Below are 17,299 nucleotides of genomic sequence, written 5' to 3'. Positions count from 1 at the left end.
AATGGGGGCTAAAATCGAAAACATAGCATATTATCTTCCAGAAGGGAAATTGGATTCCGCAGCATTAAAAGAAATTTTTCCAGATTTTGATATAAACAAGATAGAAGATAAAGTCGGAATCAAATCACGCCATATTGCAGGAGAAAAAGAAACAAGTTTGGATTTGGCCTATAAAGCCTCTTTAAATGTAATTGAAAGATCAGGGACCAATGATATTGATTTTATAATACTTTGTACGCAAACTCCAGACTATATTCTTCCAACAGGCGCATGTATTCTACAAGATCGTCTGGGGCTTCCTAGCTCTATAGGTGCTTTGGATTTCAACCTCGGATGTTCGGGTTATGTTTATGGATTAGCAATGTGTAAAGGCTTCCTAGAGGCTAGCATTGCTTCTAAAATTCTTTTTGTAACTGCAGATACATACACTAAATATATCCATAAAAAAGACAAAGGCAACAGATCTATATTTGGAGATGCGGCAACAGCAACAATAATAACAAAAGACGAAAAAGACAAATTAGGGCAGTTCAATTTGGGGTCGGATGGATCCGGATTCGATAAATTGATCATTAAAAATGGTGGAGGTAAAAACGAATTCGATGAAAAGGCAGAAATTAAAAATTATGGCGACGGTAATCAATTTACAGATAATTGCATTTATATGAATGGTCCAGAAATTTTTAATTTTACCATTAACAATATCCCTAAATTAATATCTGACACTTTAAAGGCCAATAAATTAAAAAAAGAGGATGTAGATTATTTTGTTTTTCATCAGGCTAATAAATTTATGCTGAATTATTTGCGCAGAAAAATAGGAATTCCTTTAGAAAAATTTCACATTGATTTAGAAAAAACAGGAAATACAGTATCATCTACTATACCAATAGCTCTACATCAAGCCCTAGAAAATGAGAAGATAAAAAAAGGAAACAAAGTTTTACTCGCTGGATTTGGAGTTGGATTATCGTGGGGAGCAACTATTATTGAAATATAAAGGTAAATATGGAAAAGAAACATTTTTTAGAAGAAATTAAAGAGATTTTACTTTTAGAAGAAACAAATATTAATACGGAAACATATATAGAGATAGACTCTATGGCTAGTCTTTTATTAATTGCTTTTTTTGATGAAAATTTTTCTAAAAGTATTTCCCAAGAAAAAATTAAAGAAATAAAACAAATAAAAGATCTAATTAATTTTGTTGGTGAAGATAATTTAGAATAAATGTATCCAATAGATTTACATGCATTAAGAAGGGATTGTGCTTTAGAAATAGAAGGATACCACTTAATAAACTATTCCAATCTAAGCAAGAAGGATTCTTTAAAGATATTGGCAATCAGAAATGATTTTTCAATACGGAGAAGAATGGTTAATTCAGATTTGATTTCTGAAGAAAATCACTTTCATTTTGTCTCAACTTTGTCCAAAAAAAATATTGGATACTGGGCATTAAAAAAAAAAGGGGAGATTTTAGGGTCAATTTCATTAATACAATATAATGAAAAGGATGCTTCTTTTGTTGGGGGCAATTTTATTGCGCCTGAAATGATTGGAAGTGGTTTTGGGGCAGTTGTCAATTATTTTATGCATTATATCGCCTTTGAGATAATAAAATGTAGTAAAATCAAAGCTATAGTTAAAAAAGACAATATAAATGCCATACGTCTTAATAAATTATTTGGAGCCGTTCTTTTAAACGAGAATTTTTCACAAGATATCATTAAAAACGAATATTTATCCCTAGAGTTTTCTGCAGAAACATGGTTCAATATTAGTAAAGAAAAAACTAGAAAAATTATAGAATATGTGCTCTAATATAAATAAGACGTTTATAATTGCCGAACTATCGGCCAATCACGGTGGCAATATAGACATTGCAAAAGAAACTATTAGAGCTGCAAAGAGGGCGGGTGCGGATGCAATAAAGTTACAAACCTATACCGCAGATACCATAACCATGGATGGTAAGCAAGATCATTTTAAAATCACACAAGGGACGCATTGGGATGGTCAGTATTTATACGATTTATATAAAGAGGCTTCTTTACCCTGGGAGTGGCATAAAGAATTGTTTGAAACCGGTAAAGAAGAAGGCTTAGTTTGTTTTTCGTCTCCATTTGATTTCACTGCAGTAGATTTTTTGGAGGATTTAAATACCCCTATTTATAAGGTAGCATCTTTTGAAATAACAGATATCCCATTGATTGAATACATGGCATCAAAACAAAAGCCGATGATCATATCAACTGGAATTGCTACTATTGAAGATATAGAATTGGCGATTGAAACCTGTAAAAAAGCAGGGAATCATGATATTACCATTTTAAAATGTACTTCCGCATATCCAGCTGCTCCAGAAGACGCTAATTTATCGACCATTCCTGATATAGCGAAACGTTTTGGGGTAAAATCAGGTTTGTCCGATCATACAATGGGTATTGAAGCGCCCATGGTCGCGGTTGCTTTAGGGGCACAAGTTATTGAAAAACATTTTATTCTAGACAAATCAATCGGCGGTGCTGATGCTCATTTCTCCTTGGACGAAAAAGAATTTAAGCACATGGTCGATGCCGTAAGGTTAACAGAAAAGTTGTTGGGAAAAGTTGACTATGAAATGACAGCAAAGAAAGAGAAGAGCAGAGAGTTTTGTCGTTCTCTTTTTATAGTTAAAGATGTTAAAGCAGGGGATGTTCTAACCAAAGAAAATGTACGATCCATACGACCAGGTTACGGAATGCATCCCAAATATTTTAACGAGGTCTTGGGGAAAAGATTTAACCAAAATCTTGAAATGGGATTCCCTTTGTCACAGCATCACCTATTATCTGAATAAGAGTAAGTTTTTAGAACCAACATAACTATCACCTAAAAACTTAAAGACCAGTATTTATGAAAAAAATATTAGTAATTGGTGCCGGACCAGCCGGATTAACCGCCGCTTATCAATTATCGAAAAGAACAACCGTAAAAGTAAGTGTATTTGAAGCATCCAATTCAGTTGGTGGTCTATCAAAAAGTTTAAAATTATGGGGGCAAACTGTTGATTTAGGTCCTCACCGTTTTTTTTCCAAGGATAACCGTATTAACAAATTGTTCCATGAACTGGCCAAAGGCAAATATTCGATTGTAAATAGAAAAACAAGGATTTATTACAATCGACGGTTTTTTGAATACCCCTTGAGGTTTTTCAATGTGCTTTCCAATGTGTCTATTTTTAAACTGTTTAGGGTTGTATATTTCTTTGGTCTTCAAAAAGTATTCCCTACAAAAGACACTTCAACATTTGAAAGTTGGATCGTAAGTAGATTTGGAAAAGAACTTTATAACATGTTTTTCAAGAATTATACAGAAAAACTTTGGGGTATACCATGTAATAGAATCGATTCTGATTGGGCAGCTCAACGAATTAAAAAATTAACACTATTTCAAGCTATAAAACATTCTATATTTCAGGACAAAAATAATACACACAAAACCTTGGTAGACCAATTTATGTATCCTAAGGGTGGCACTGGGAAGTTATATGACAATGCCGTGGAACAAATTATAGAGAACAAGGGCAGCGTGTTTTTAAATCAAGGAGTAAAAAGAATACTTTTAAATGAAAGCGAAACAAGGGCAATAGGTATTGAACTTATGTCCGGAGAAAAAGTTTTAGGAGATCATATGATATCCACTATGCCGCTAACGATAATGGTCAAGCATCTTCCAGGGCTACCCCCGGAGGTAAAAAAAGCAGCAGATTCTCTATATTTTAGAAATACAATATTGGTATATTTAGAGGTTGACAGAAATAATTTGTTCGATGACAACTGGCTTTATATTCATTCTAATGATGTCCTTCATGGTAGAATCACCAATTTCAGCAATTGGTGTCCCACATTGAACGCCAACAAAACTTCTACAATTCTTTGCTTGGAATACTGGTGCTTTGAAAGTGACGGTATATGGGAGGATATTGATTCTAAGCTTATTGAGTTAGCTTCTAAGGAGGTTAGAGAAATAGAATTAGTATCGGAGAAGGATATTATTCTAAATGGGAAAGTAATTAAGATTCCAAGATCATATCCAGTTTACGAAACTGGGTATTCAAATAATGTGAACATAATAAAAAAACATTTGGATAAAATAGAAAATTTAGATGCCATAGGAAGGTATGGATCGTTCAAATATAATAATCAAGATCATTCGATCTTAATGGGGTTGATGGTTTCGGATAAAGTTTTAGGGGAGTCAGGGATTGATCTATGGAATGTAAATTCAGATGATGAATATCAAGAAGATGCGGCTGTAGATGTTTTAACTGATTAGTTAAAAGAATTCTTGTTCGCAACACCACACATATCATTAAATATTTTTAAAAATAAGTTTCTATAAAAGGAACGTTATATAGCCTATAAAAAATAAAATGTTGGATAAAAAAGAAATATTTTGGTATCTATCCGGTATTGTAATTGTCTGTTTTTATTTTTTTCCCTTTCTGATTTTGGGGGAAGAATCCAAAATTTTTATCCATGACAACTTAGAAATATCATTTATACAAAGAGTTATTTTAGTCAGAAACGGAATCCCTTTTTCGCCAAGTTTTCCAATGGAACAAGTAATGAATGGTTTGCCTAGAGCCTATTACCCCTCCTCACTTAGTATAATAAACGTGTTTTTTTTTATGTTCCCGCCTTTTGTAGCCTATATGGTCAATGAATTTTTCGTGAGAATTATTGCATACACTGGAATGTACTTATTGCTAAAGAATTATTTAATGGAAGATAGCAACTGGAATAGGTATCTAATTATTTTGGGATCTATTTTGTTTGCCTTTATCCAATTTTATTCCATACAAGGATTAACTGTGGCCGGCCAACCATTATTGGTGTATGCATTTTTAAACTTACTTTATGGGAGAAACAAAAAACTTAGTTATACTCTAATATGTTTATTCTCACTGTATAGTTTCTTTGTATACTCCACGCTATTTATTTTAGTTTTTTTGCTAATTTTTGGGTTAGTTTATGTCTTTAAAACCAAAACCATTCCTACAGATTATATCAAAGGTTTTCTTTTATTGTTTGGATTCTCTTTGTTGGTAGAATACAATTTGGTCATACAGGTATTAGACAGCTTTTATATAAGTAATAGAACAGACTTTGTTGTCCCCATACTATCGCTGAATGAAATTAGAGATCAAGTGTATAATAAATATACGACTCCATACCATTCGGGAACTTTTGATCCAATTTTGGTCATTACCGCATTTTGCCTTTATATTATAATTCATAGGAAAATACCACTCAAGATTCAAATCGGGGTAGCTTCCATTGCCATGGTTTTCGCTATGATTTTTGGGGCTATTTACTTAAAGCAAATTACCGTTTCCTGGGGTTTAGAACTTGCAAAAGCATTTGATGCTACAAGGTTTTCATTTTTATTGCCCTTCTTATGGACTACTTTATTTATAGTATCTTTGTCAGGAATTATATCAAATAAATTTTTAAGGCTAATAGTACCAGTTCTATTTTTTTTCCATATCAAAGGTGTTTTAAAAGGAGATCCAAAAACAAATACTTATTTGCCAAACTGGGAAAATGTCTTAAAAATAAACGATAAGAAAGAAGATAAGGCTGATTTAAATTACGCTTCTTTTTTCGCAACAGATTTATTTAAAGAAATAGGGGAATTTATTGCTAAGGATAAAAGCACTTATAGAGTAGTAAGTGTAGGCATGTCTCCAAGCATAGCACAGTACAATGGGTTTTATACCCTAGATAGTTATGAGAATTCATATTCACTTGAATATAAAAGAGATTTTAGAAAAATAATTGGAAATGAAATTCAAAAAAACCCGGTAATAGAAAGATACTATGACACTTGGGGTTGTAGATGTTATGTTTTGCCGGTAGAGCTGAATAGAAATTATTTCTTTGATAAAAATTCAAAAAAAGTAATAAAAAATTTGGATATTGACATAGGCCAATTTAGCAAAATGAATGGGGAATACATATTTTCAGCCGTCGAGATTTTAAATGCAGAAAAAAAACATTTGAAATTAGAAAAAATATTTACAAATAAGACCTCGTTCTGGAAAGTATTTTTGTATAAAGCCTAAGTTTCATATTCGAATTTAAATCTTAACTTTTACAGAAATTAATGGGAAAAATTATAAAAGACAAATTAATATATGCAATAATTCCGGCTCGTTCTGGGTCCAAAGGGGTTATAGACAAGAATATCAGATCAATTGATGGGAAACCACTTCTATCGTATGCCATTGCTTTCGCAAAAGCAATTAATGCGGATAGAATTATTTGTTCCACAGATTCTCCAGATTATGCCAAAATTGCAGAGTTTTATGGAGCACAGGTTCCATTTCTACGCAGTCGAAAAGCCGCCTCGGATTCTGCCATGGAAGGTGATATTTTAGAAGATCTTTATGCAAACTTTGAGAAGATGAAAATAAGTCAACCGGATTATATTATTTGGTTGCGTCCTACTTTCGTATTTAGGGATAAAGTTTCAATATTAAACTGTTTAGAGGTTTTAGAAAAAGACCAAACACTATCAAGTGCAAGAACAGTTTGTGAGGCAGAAAGTAGGCTTTATTCATTGAATATTGATAAATTACTCATTCCGAATTTTGAAGATTCCGGAAAATCTATGATTAGACGACAAGATGTCGAGTCAAAATTTAAAGTTTACAGTACTGATATCATTAGATCCAACACAAAAGATTTTTCCAATACTTTTTTGGGAAATAAGGTATTTGGATATGAAATAGACAAAATTTGTGGTCTTGATATCGATGACGAAATTGATTTTAAAATTGTTGAATTATTAGTAAAATATGAAAAATCCCTTATCAATCAGTATTTGTACTGAAATAAAAGAATTAATTGAAATTAATTTAAATCTCATTATAGAGCTAAGAAGTAAAAAAACTTTAAAGGCCGATGGAAGTTACGTTTCTGAAGGTGATTTATTATGCGAAAGTTTAATAAAGGGTTTTCTTAAAAAAAAATACCCGAAAATCTGGTTAGTATCTGAGGAAAGTCCTATTGATAATGTTGAGAATATTAAGAAAGATGAGGTTTTGATCCTAGACCCTATTGATGGGACAGAAAACTTTGTGTCCGGGTTAATGGAATGGGGAATGGCCATATGTTATTATAAAAATGGCCAACACATAGAGTCCATGTTAGCGCTTCCTGAGCTTAGAAAATATTTAAAGACAGGTGATAAGATAGAAACTATTCAATCAAGGATATGTGGAATTTCATCCAGTTTAACAAAGGAAGATATTTTAAAATTAAAACCAGGCTTTGAATACAGAATCATAGGTTGTTGCGTTTATAATATGCTAAATGTTGTAAATGGATCTTTTAATTCATTTGAAAACCCTAAAGGAGCCTACATATGGGATATCATACCAGGATTGAATCTTGCATTGGAAAATGGATTAAACGTCGTTGTAAACAATAAAAAATACAACGGGGAATTGCTAAGTCCAAATGATAAATATACATTCAAAATAACTAGAAATTAGGGATACAACAATTTAGATAAACTTGATTAAATGAGCGAGTCCATTAAAAAGTTAATTAGGAAGGCCTTAAAAAATATAGATTTCGATACAAATAAGATCTACATCATAGGGAAGGGTCCAAGCATGAATAATGTTGACAAAAGCATTATGACAGACGGTTTAATAATTAACCTAAACGATTCAGAGATAATCCTACCGGGGCATTTTTCCCTTTTACATTCTAACTGGGCCATTGAAAGTGTTAAAAGAAACGGTTTTAAATCCAAAGTATATATATCAGATTCAGTATTGGAAAGCAATTCTATTTCTGTTCCTTATGTGCCAGTCTCGTTCGAACAAGTGCAAAATGCTACGATCGATTTAATCAATAAAGAATTTAGTCTTTCCGATTTTTTATTTTTAGGCGCAATTAAGCTAGCAAGAATAATAGCCGAGATTCAAAATAAAAAATATGAGGTGTATTTTTTAGGCTTCGATTTTAATTTTTCAATGGAAAAGACCATAAAAGACTTTTCTAATTATAATTCCGAATTTTCTTCAATATTGCTTCAAACACAGGAGCAAATATTTACAGTAATAAAATATCATTCAGATTATTATTTAAAAGATATAGATATAATTCATGTCGGAACTAAATCCTTTAGTGATTTATCTGTTGAAGATTTTAATAATAAAAACAGTATTGTTAATAAGACAACAAAATCTAATTCTGAACTTTATCTGAGTCTTATTGAAAAAATAAATGACAATATTCCGATTATTGTAGCTGAATTAACAAATAATCATATAGGTGATGAACATAGGTTAAGAAAAATGATTAAACTATGCAAGCAACATGGGGCAGATGCTATTAAAGTTCAAAAAAGAGATGTAGACACCTTCTATACCAAGAGTGAATTACAAAGTTTTTACAAGTCACCATTTGGTAATACCCTGAGAGATTACCGAATAAATGTGGAGCTAAACGACCATCTATTCAAAGTATTGATAGACGAGTGTAATAAAAATCAAATATTTTGGTTTACCTCTGTTCTAGATAAGAATTCTTACGAATATATGTTACAATATGACACCCCATTGATCAAACTACCAAGTACAATATCCAATCATCGTAACTATCTTAGTTATGTGGCTGATTCCTTTAAGGGAGATGTTGTTATCTCTACTGGTTTCACCGATTCCGAATATGAAGAATTTGTATTGAATACCTTTAAGAAAAAAGATAGATTGTATCTTTTACAATGCACATCTTCCTATCCTGCTCCTCCAGATTCTTGTAACATAGGTGTTGTGAACCACTATTCTCAAATAAGAGGAACATACAATAATATTGTTCCTGGATATTCAAGTCATGACGTAGGATCCTTAGCGAGTCAAATTGCCATTGGTGCAGGGGCATTAATGATAGAAAAACATGTTAAATTAGGGAATTTGGAATGGGTCCATTTTGATGGGGTAGCCTTAGATATTTCTAACGATGAATTTTCAACTTTTATTAAAGATCTAAAAAACGCTGTTGTAATAAAAGGAGAATCTTCAAAAAAAATTCATAATAAAGAACATCACAAATACAAGGTTAACAAGTTGCATAATTAAATGATCAAAGTTCTTAATCGATTATGGAACTCACCTACATTGACTACTTGGGCCAGTTTAGTCGTTATATCCACCAATACCATTGTTGTTTTACCTATGATATTGGTTAAATTTTCTACTATTGAGACCAAAATATATTTGGTTTTGGCAACTATTATCCAATTCAAAAATATATTTGATTTTGGTTTAAAGGAGAACTTATCAAGATTATTTTCCTATGCCAATGCCGGAGTGAAAAATTTAAACGAATTTTCATCAGTAACCGAAAACAATAGTGCCCCTAATTCCGAATTGATTTCCACTATTTTCCAAAGATCAAAGTTGTATTACAGATATATCTTTTTATTTTCCCTTCTATTCATCTCTATACTAACCTATTTTAGTTTAAGGAGTTCTATTGTCGATCAAATGGACTTCTGGTATGCTTGTTTAGCAGTGGTGATAGGCTCCGCATTTTTTTTATATAGCAACTTATACATTTCGATTTTAATCGGCTTAAATAAAGTGGCTTTGGTCAAAAGGTGGGAGGTTCTATTAAAGGGACTATCTGCATTATCACTTGTAGTTGTAATGTTGATCAATCCTACCTTATTGAGCTTTATGTTGGTTTTGAATATCTGGATTATAATAAATTTCTTCAACTACTATTTTTTAGCAAAAAGAGTTATCATCAAAAAAGACAGTCCTAAAATACATACTACGTCATCTATTGATAAAACAGTTTTTAACCTGTCCTGGAGATCATCTATAGCCGGTTTTGCAGGAACTGGAACACAGCAGGGCCTTAATCTTCTTATCGCCAATTTGGTGCCAGTTGATATAGCCAATGCCTATTTATTGACCGACAGGATATTTGGACAATTAAAGGAGGTTTCAAGAGCACCTTTTTATTCTAAAATTCCTGAATTTGCAAAATTAAGGGGACAAGGCAAAATTGCTCTTATGATTAAAAAAGTTCGTTTTTCAATGGGTTTTTCATATGTGGTCAATATTTTAGGTCTGATTATCCTTTTGTTTTTTGGAAATATAATCTTAGATCTAATTGGATCTAAAGTGCATCTTGTAGATAATTCCGTTTTTTCTTTAATGGCCTTGTTTCTATTTATAGAAAGATACACCGCTATGCATACACAATTATATACATTTATGAACAATGCAATTATTGCGCATTTCAGAATAATTGCCACAGGAAGCTTAACCATAATACTAATGTATGTGTTATTTCCAATTTTTTCTATAAAAGCCCTGCCTTTGTCAAGTAGTATTGCCTACCTAACCTTTTTTACGGTTTATGTGGTACGGAAGAATTACGACGAAATAGAACAATCGTTTTTCACTTTTGAAAAGCAATTGATAATCCCGGTTGGGTTACTATTCATTATATTTGTTATCTTATATGAAATACTTATTCCACATACACAGTAACATAAACCTACTAACTGCAATTTTATCCGTTGAGCATAGAAATATAAATAAAAACAATGTGGTTTTTATACTAGCCAGAGGAATAGAGACAGACTTTAAGGTAAATAAAATTACATTACCTGAAGTCGTTTATTACCATTCATTTAACACCTTAAAATCATTACCCAATTTAAAGTTTAGAAAGAATAAAGAAGTGCTTTCAAAAATAGATGGCATAATAGATAAATATGTGGATGAGGCTTTTACCTATTTTTGCCCTAATTCGAGAGTTCCGGTTTACAGAGCCTTCTTTTCCCATCCAAAATGTGTTAGTGTAAACTATATTGAAGATGGAATGGACGCTTATTTATCTAAGGAAGAGCTATTGAAGAAATTTCCAGTTCCGATACCTTTTCACCAGAAAATAGCAGACTATGTTTTCAGGTTTTTTCCTGTGTTCTGTGCCAATAGATTAAATTATGTATCCGACCGCTTTCTTCCAGACCTTAAAGATTCAGTATCCGAAATATATTGCTTATCCGACAAGTCTTTTTTAGGCCAAGACAACGGTAATAGAAATATATTACAGATTAAAGCGAACAGTTATTATAACGATGCAAACATAGAGTTTACAAACGTATTTGTTTTCGATGCCGTAAAAAATCAGAATGTCATAAAGGAAAAAGATCTTTTTAATTTTGTACTCTGGTTTTGCGAGGACTATTTTAGATTAGATGCCATTGCTATTAAGTTCCACCCCTTCCAAGATGAGAAAGAAATTGAAGAAATTATAGCAATTTTCAATAAGAATAATATTACTGTAAAGGTAATTCCAAGCCAACTTGTACTGGAGGCCGTTTTTATTAATAACAAACAATTAAATATTTTTGGTATTGGCTCCTCACTTCTGGTATATGCCGCATTATTTGGCATACAAAATGTTCATGTTCTTTATCCCTATTTTGAACTGGCAGTTAATTTCAAATCACCAAGATTGACTATATGGAATGACATATTTCTACAAAGAAATGATATAATATTACTAAATAAAGAATTTCAAACGCACCATAGCAAAAGTATATGAGTGCAAAAAAAATATTATTCATTCCTCAAAATAGGGAACACCTTTTAAATATGAACCCAGTAATGGCAAAACTCATTGAGGACGGCTTTATTTGTGATTATCTGGACACTAACAACATTTTTTTTCAAGATTTAGAATTCCCGAAGGGAATCAAAACCCTATCTTTTTCCGATATCAAGCTAAGAAGGTCGTTTTATAATATTTCGTCCTTGAAGAGAATGCAGTTGGTATATGGTTTAAGAAATAGAATCAAAGATATTACCGAAAAATACGATTCTTTCGTATTTGGCAACGATGGAGCCATTCAACGCCAGTTCATTTATTTCGCAAAGAAAAAAAACAAACCATGTTCTATGATTCTAGACGGGTTAATCAATGATCCAGTAATGTTTAACTTATTGGATATTGTAAAATACTCAAAAAATAAATTAGCCGACATAAAGGAGCTATACCTAAAAAAAATAGTGTTGTATGTTTCAAAAGCTTTTGCTACCACTAAATGTAGTCCTTATCTACCTAGCACTATTGCTTGTAGTAATCTAAATGTAATTTATACAATAGGCGAGTTTTCAGGAAAAGCTATTAGAAAATATGCCCATCAAAGAACCTCTATATTGAACACAGGTCTACCCCGGATGATATCCTATTTTAGAAGCAAGCCTAAATCTTTTATTCCTAAACACCCTAAATCTATTTGTTTTATAACTTCAGCCTATAAATGGCATGGTTTGCTTTCCTATCATCAGTATCAAATAAAGGATATACTATTGCTACGACGATGTTTGGACGAACTATATCCTAATGAAGGTTATACCCTTTACATAAAATTACACCCAAGAGAAAACCCGATGGACTATATACAATTTGAAAATGTCGAAGACTTGATATTAGTAGAAAACGAACCATTTATAGAGACAATTTCCAATTATAAGGTTTTATTGAGCAATTTGTCTACTTGCATCGTGGAAGGAATTAACTTAGGTGTAAATGTTGGGTCACTTATGATTAACTTTCCCTACTGGAAAGTTAAGAATGGATTTTTAAAGAACGATTCCATAATCAAATATTTTACAGAAGAAGAACTGAAATCTCATTTAAAGAATCAGTTCAAATTCCCCGAAGTATTTTATAATGATTCTTCCAATAATGTATTTTTATCACATGACACACCTTTATCGGTAGAAAGAATTTCGGAAGATATAAAATCTCTTTTTTAAATTGCACATACATATAAGTTGCTTTATCGGTTATAATTGTTTTTAGAAAAGAACGAACAAATTCCATCAGTATGCTATTTAATTCTTTAGATTTTTTATTTTTTACCAATAGTTCTGGCTATGATCGAAAAATTTCGAAGTTGACTGTGATGGCTTTGCTGTATATTAATCCTTTAAATGATTCTTTGATCCAAGTGAGCTTGTAAAAAAACCTACTAGTCTTCAATATTATTTTGACGAACAAAATGTTGCCGATTATTTCGAATAAAAATTGAAAATGACTGTTTTTAATGATAATTAATTAGCAAGGTGTAAGTTAAACTTTGTAGAATTGCCACCGTATTAATATGAAAATACAAAAACTCACACTTATTTTATTACTTATTACTGTTAGCTCGTTTACTTATTTTATAGATAAGACAATAGTAAAAGATATATTTCCATTTGATTTTGCACAGGCAGTAAATATTATTTATGTCTTATTAATATTTTTAATTTCATTTTTCGGATTACTTCAAAAACCAAAAATTGTAAGATTCCTTCCTCTTAATGTTTTTTTGATATTAATTACCTGGGTCTTCTTTATTGGCCTATTTTTTAATTCTCCAATAGAGATTTTGCCCAGTTTTTTACGTTTTTACATGTATTTTTTATTGGCCCTTTTAACTTACAATTTTATAAAAAATAATGGCTTGGGCGTATTTGACAAAAAAATGAAGATCTTTACTTTATCACTGTTTTTAATCGCTTGCGGCTTTGGGTTTTACGAAGCTTTCTTTATGGAAATCACATTCATGAATGGTGCTTATAGGTACTCTGGTTCATTTCTTAAACACCCACTTGCGGATTCTATGTTTTTGGCCATGGTAATTTTACTGTGGTTTGAATACTTTGTAATGCCCAAAAAATCATTTTTGAACGTTTTTGGATTACTGCTTTTATTTTATTTATTCATTAATACACATTCTAGAATGCCCTTGGTGTTTCTTTTCTTTTCTTTTTTCTTGTATTATTTTCTAAAGGAAAAGAGGGTTATTAAATTTTTTAAGGTTATAGCGGGTATTACTGTTGTATTGATTAGCCTTTATTTTTTAATTACAAAGACTGAAATCTCTCCAAGATTACGGACAATGGTTCTATCAGAAAAATCCTTTAAAGACCCGTCGACCAATACGAGATTCACTATCATTGAAAATACAATTTCCAATATGGATACCTTTGAAAACATTTTTGGAATTGGCTTGGGTGGCTTTAACAATTTTTATGAAGGCGTTTCTGGTAAGAGTGGTGTTGCCGCTCATAATAATTTTTTATTGTTCTATACCGAAGGTGGTATCATAGGATTAATAATATTTTTATTCTATCAATTGGTTCTAGTACTGGTACTATTTCAATTTATAAGAAAACCGCCAATGATTGGATCAAAAATTAATTATAGAAGACTGATTTTTGTTTCAGTTTTTTTAATGGAAATATGCTCGTTTCTTTTGAATAATTATTACTTTTTCACTTCTCAAGCAATTGTTTTTATATTGGTAGGACTGTTAATCTATATGGAATCTAATTCTGGAGAAAGTTCAAATATTGTAATTGATTAAATTTTCATTATGAAATCAAAATATCTTCATTTTTTTCATACGAAAGAATCCATCTTAAATCAATCAATATACTTTTTTTTTCTTTTAGTATTGATCACATACCCATTATCAATTAATTTGAATAGTATTGCTATAATTATTCTGTTCACACTATCATTAATTAATTTATTTTTTACGAGGTCATTGGAATTCAATACGCTTAACATTTTGTTCTATCTTTTTTTTTTAAGTCGCTTAGTGTCTTTATGCTATTCTGAAAATATTGAAAGTGGTCTTAAAATAATGGAAAGATCGTTGTCCCTAATTGTGTTTCCTTTAATTTTTATGGCAAATAAAAATCTTTTGTCCAATAAGATTAATTTTATTAAAGTATTATCCTTTTCCAGTTTTACAGCATGTTTATATTGTCTAATAAGGAATTTTTATTTCTTTATAAGTAATGATATCCCTTTTAAATGGTGGTTTGATTGGAAATACAATAACTATCATTTAAGTAAATATTTAGATTTTGGGCCAAATTATTTTTCAACCCTAATAATTATTAACTTCTTGGCAGTCTATTTTTTTAGACATAAATTACATCGTTTATATTGGTTATTAATAGGAGTACAATTATTTTTCTTGATATTATTGAGTTCAAGAGGAATAATTTTATTTTTTGCAGTATTTAGTATCGCTATATTCCTAAAAAAAGCCTACACCAGATATAATCTTTTAGGCATAATCTTTTCCCTTATTTTTACAATAGGTTTAATAATAACGACCTTTAATTCCATTCCCGTTTTAAGACAAAGATTCAAAAAGACATTGATCGAATTGAAATCTGAAAATATTAATGAGGGAAAAGTCGGTGGTCTGTACAACAGAGTTAAAAAAATAGAAGCAGGTAGTAATATTATTCAAAATAGTCCTTTGTTGGGTGTTGGTATAGGTGATGTAAGAGGTGAGTTAAAAAAACAATATATTTTAATGGACTTTAAAGAAGGTATAATAAGATCTTTCGATGCTCATAATCAATATTTGGAAAGCTTTTTGGCTTCTGGAATTATGGGCTTTATCAGCTTCGTTTCAATACTTTTGTATGGCCTAAATAAGGCTGTTATCTCAAGAGATGGATTATATTTTTCACTTATTAGTTTATTTATGTTTTTTGGATTCCTAGAATCATTTATGGAAACTCATAAAGGCATTGTTTTAGTTTCCATTGTAATACTATATTTTTTTCCATATAATAACATTGAACGTCGTGTACTTAATATATAAAAGATAAAAAAAACTATATCAAGTTTTGAATAGTAGATTAGAAATGGGAAAATTACCTAGCTTAATCACAAAAATAAATGAAAAAATGGTTTGGAGGTTGGCATTTACACTTTTACTATTTTTTCCATTTAAGTACTGGGGGGAAAAATGACCTATTTATATTTACGGACAGCTAGCAAGTTTTAGGTACCCAAAATGATATAGTAACTGTCTTACGGAAGATCGTTGTTTTACATTCTTACTTTTTGAATTGAATAGTACTTGCAAAAGCATATAAGAGTTCCAAAATTGAGAGAATAAAAAGACTGGGGTGTGAGGTTTACGTAGAAATTAGAAATAGGACATTATAATGAGGTTAGCAAATGATAGGATACAAAAAATATGGTCCGAGGAGGTTTTTGTAATAAGCTATTAACTTATGAGGGCAGGTTTAAAAAAATCAATATGATCAACGATGTTTTTTCCAAGATAACGGATAAAATAGATTACCGCAATGATTCCCAATTAGTGGGATATCTAAATATATATAACTATAAAATTTTAAGAAAACATTTCGAACGTATAAAAGCAATTGACTTTTTTACGTTGGATGGTATTATGTTGGCTATTTTTTTACGTGTATTTACCGGTAAAAAGATAAAAAGAAAATCTCCTGATTTTTCCTCATATTTTGACCCGATGTTTTCATTTTTTGATCAGAATAGAAAAAAGGTTTATTTCCTAGGTGCTTCACAAATTGATATTGAAAAATTTGTGAGCGTCATAAAAGTAAAATACCCCAAAATCAATGTTGTTGGTTTTCGAAGTGGTTTTGACATCAACGAAGAAACGATATTCAAAGAATTAATAATGAAGGAAGTTGACGCATGCATTGTTGGCCTGGGCACCCCTAAACAAGAGCTCTTTATGATAAGTGCACGAATTGCAGGATTTAAAGGCTCATGTTTTGCCTGTGGAGCTTTTTTTAGTCAAACCGCGGAAAAGGGAGTGAAATATTATCCTAACTTATTGTCCAAACTTCATCTAAGGTGGGTATATAGAATTTATAAGGAACCTAAGTTGTTTAACAGGTATTTTTTTGATTATCCTGTTGGGTTATTTTACCTTATAATGGATAGATTTAATTTATCTAAAAGGAGAGAAAAATAGGGTACAGAAATTCAGGAGTTATTTGAGATGCCCTAGCAAATCTTATGCATAGTTTGGATTATTTATTAAACCAAGGAAGAGAAGTTAAGTATCCCTAAATAAGCCATTTTTAATGGAGGATTTCCAAAATGGATTAAGCCCGCGATGATAATACTACACATATAATTAATACCGAAGGTGCCAATGTCTAGACTTAAAAGAAAATTGGATTGAAGTATGGGCCTCAGAATAATAGCTGAGACTTTATCTGTAAAACGTCTAAAGGAATTCAGTATCATCCCTGTTTTTTTTTACAAATTTAACTTTGTAATGGATGTGTAGAATTTATATCAAGCCCAGCCTACTTAAAAAATGGCAAGGTGTTCTCGATTGTGTATTTGTTTGTTTACTTTTGACTATTTAATTAAAGTAGATATTAGTTATTGTTATAATAGATACAATT

Annotated in this window: 15 protein-coding genes; all 15 read left to right on the top strand. The window is 31.0% G+C overall.

Annotation, left to right across the window (positions count from 1 at the left end):
- Nucleotide 1 precedes the first annotated feature (1 nt).
- The 15 genes from MWU78_RS00430 to MWU78_RS00360 all read left to right on the top strand — a co-directional run bounded on the left by MWU78_RS00430 (nucleotide 2) and on the right by MWU78_RS00360 (nucleotide 16,857).
- Complete coding sequence (locus MWU78_RS00430; protein WP_246993923.1) at nucleotides 2-1,000, top strand: ketoacyl-ACP synthase III; 999 nt, start codon at nucleotides 2-4, stop codon at nucleotides 998-1,000.
- Nucleotides 1,001-1,008: 8 nt separating this feature from the next.
- Nucleotides 1,009-1,230, top strand: coding sequence for a hypothetical protein (locus tag MWU78_RS00425; RefSeq protein ID WP_246993922.1), 222 nt, complete (start codon nucleotides 1,009-1,011; stop codon nucleotides 1,228-1,230).
- The gene (locus MWU78_RS00420) at nucleotides 1,231-1,824 is read left to right on the top strand and encodes a GNAT family protein (RefSeq protein ID WP_246993921.1); all 594 of its coding nucleotides are present in this window, start codon (nucleotides 1,231-1,233) and stop codon (nucleotides 1,822-1,824) included.
- Entirely contained in the window at nucleotides 1,814-2,842 is a 1,029-nt protein-coding gene (gene pseI / locus MWU78_RS00415; RefSeq protein WP_246993920.1) for a pseudaminic acid synthase, read from the top strand. The genes MWU78_RS00420 and pseI overlap by 11 nt, the downstream gene beginning before the upstream one ends.
- A 56-nt stretch (nucleotides 2,843-2,898) precedes the next feature.
- Nucleotides 2,899-4,320 carry an FAD-dependent oxidoreductase gene (locus MWU78_RS00410; protein WP_246993918.1) on the top strand — a complete coding sequence of 474 codons (1,422 nt, stop codon included), beginning with the start codon at nucleotides 2,899-2,901 and terminating at the stop codon, nucleotides 4,318-4,320.
- A 97-nt stretch (nucleotides 4,321-4,417) separates the two neighbouring features.
- Entirely contained in the window at nucleotides 4,418-6,112 is a 1,695-nt protein-coding gene (locus tag MWU78_RS00405; RefSeq protein ID WP_246993916.1) for a DUF6044 family protein, read from the top strand.
- Nucleotides 6,113-6,153: 41 nt separating this feature from the next.
- Complete coding sequence (locus MWU78_RS00400) at nucleotides 6,154-6,882, top strand: acylneuraminate cytidylyltransferase family protein (protein WP_246993914.1); 729 nt, start codon at nucleotides 6,154-6,156, stop codon at nucleotides 6,880-6,882.
- Nucleotides 6,848-7,546: an inositol monophosphatase family protein gene (locus MWU78_RS00395; RefSeq protein WP_246993912.1), complete on the top strand. Its 699-nt coding sequence runs from the start codon at nucleotides 6,848-6,850 to the stop codon at nucleotides 7,544-7,546. The genes MWU78_RS00400 and MWU78_RS00395 overlap by 35 nt, the downstream gene beginning before the upstream one ends.
- 30 nt (nucleotides 7,547-7,576) lie before the next feature.
- Nucleotides 7,577-9,142: an N-acetylneuraminate synthase family protein gene (locus tag MWU78_RS00390; protein WP_246993910.1), complete on the top strand. Its 1,566-nt coding sequence runs from the start codon at nucleotides 7,577-7,579 to the stop codon at nucleotides 9,140-9,142.
- The gene (locus MWU78_RS00385; protein WP_246993908.1) at nucleotides 9,143-10,567 is read left to right on the top strand and encodes a hypothetical protein; all 1,425 of its coding nucleotides are present in this window, start codon (nucleotides 9,143-9,145) and stop codon (nucleotides 10,565-10,567) included.
- Nucleotides 10,539-11,630, top strand: coding sequence for a polysialyltransferase family glycosyltransferase (locus MWU78_RS00380; protein ID WP_246993906.1), 1,092 nt, complete (start codon nucleotides 10,539-10,541; stop codon nucleotides 11,628-11,630). The genes MWU78_RS00385 and MWU78_RS00380 overlap by 29 nt, the downstream gene beginning before the upstream one ends.
- A gap of 62 nt (nucleotides 11,631-11,692) precedes the next feature.
- Nucleotides 11,693-12,847, top strand: a complete 1,155-nt coding sequence (locus MWU78_RS00375; RefSeq protein WP_246993904.1) for an alpha-2,8-polysialyltransferase family protein — start codon at nucleotides 11,693-11,695, stop codon at nucleotides 12,845-12,847.
- 347 nt (nucleotides 12,848-13,194) lie between these two features.
- Nucleotides 13,195-14,445 (top strand): O-antigen ligase family protein, encoded by a 1,251-nt coding sequence (locus tag MWU78_RS00370; RefSeq protein ID WP_246993903.1) that lies wholly within the window; start codon nucleotides 13,195-13,197, stop codon nucleotides 14,443-14,445.
- 324 nt (nucleotides 14,446-14,769) lie between these two features.
- The gene (locus MWU78_RS00365) at nucleotides 14,770-15,708 is read left to right on the top strand and encodes an O-antigen ligase family protein (RefSeq protein ID WP_246993901.1); all 939 of its coding nucleotides are present in this window, start codon (nucleotides 14,770-14,772) and stop codon (nucleotides 15,706-15,708) included.
- Between the two features lie 507 nt (nucleotides 15,709-16,215).
- A complete protein-coding gene (locus MWU78_RS00360; protein ID WP_246993898.1) occupies nucleotides 16,216-16,857 on the top strand; it encodes a WecB/TagA/CpsF family glycosyltransferase in 642 nt (213 codons plus the stop codon).
- Nucleotides 16,858-17,299 lie beyond the last annotated feature (442 nt).

This window comes from Arenibacter sp. F26102 (assembly GCF_023015865.1).
Taxonomy (GTDB): domain Bacteria; phylum Bacteroidota; class Bacteroidia; order Flavobacteriales; family Flavobacteriaceae; genus Arenibacter.
This window is presented reverse-complemented; position numbering and strand designations above follow the sequence as displayed.

Excerpts from the sequence above, each read along its gene's own strand:
- MWU78_RS00430 (WP_246993923.1), top strand. The coding sequence starts at position 2 with ATGGGGGCTAAAATCGAAAACATAGCATATTATCTTCCAGAAGGGAAA.
- MWU78_RS00425 (WP_246993922.1), top strand. The coding sequence starts at position 1,009 with ATGGAAAAGAAACATTTTTTAGAAGAAATTAAAGAGATTTTACTTTTA.
- MWU78_RS00420 (WP_246993921.1), top strand. The coding sequence starts at position 1,231 with ATGTATCCAATAGATTTACATGCATTAAGAAGGGATTGTGCTTTAGAA.
- pseI (WP_246993920.1), top strand. The coding sequence starts at position 1,814 with ATGTGCTCTAATATAAATAAGACGTTTATAATTGCCGAACTATCGGCC.
- MWU78_RS00410 (WP_246993918.1), top strand. The coding sequence starts at position 2,899 with ATGAAAAAAATATTAGTAATTGGTGCCGGACCAGCCGGATTAACCGCC.
- MWU78_RS00405 (WP_246993916.1), top strand. The coding sequence starts at position 4,418 with ATGTTGGATAAAAAAGAAATATTTTGGTATCTATCCGGTATTGTAATT.
- MWU78_RS00400 (WP_246993914.1), top strand. The coding sequence starts at position 6,154 with ATGGGAAAAATTATAAAAGACAAATTAATATATGCAATAATTCCGGCT.
- MWU78_RS00395 (WP_246993912.1), top strand. The coding sequence starts at position 6,848 with ATGAAAAATCCCTTATCAATCAGTATTTGTACTGAAATAAAAGAATTA.
- MWU78_RS00390 (WP_246993910.1), top strand. The coding sequence starts at position 7,577 with ATGAGCGAGTCCATTAAAAAGTTAATTAGGAAGGCCTTAAAAAATATA.
- MWU78_RS00385 (WP_246993908.1), top strand. The coding sequence starts at position 9,143 with ATGATCAAAGTTCTTAATCGATTATGGAACTCACCTACATTGACTACT.
- MWU78_RS00380 (WP_246993906.1), top strand. The coding sequence starts at position 10,539 with ATGAAATACTTATTCCACATACACAGTAACATAAACCTACTAACTGCA.
- MWU78_RS00375 (WP_246993904.1), top strand. The coding sequence starts at position 11,693 with ATGGCAAAACTCATTGAGGACGGCTTTATTTGTGATTATCTGGACACT.
- MWU78_RS00370 (WP_246993903.1), top strand. The coding sequence starts at position 13,195 with ATGAAAATACAAAAACTCACACTTATTTTATTACTTATTACTGTTAGC.
- MWU78_RS00365 (WP_246993901.1), top strand. The coding sequence starts at position 14,770 with ATGGCAAATAAAAATCTTTTGTCCAATAAGATTAATTTTATTAAAGTA.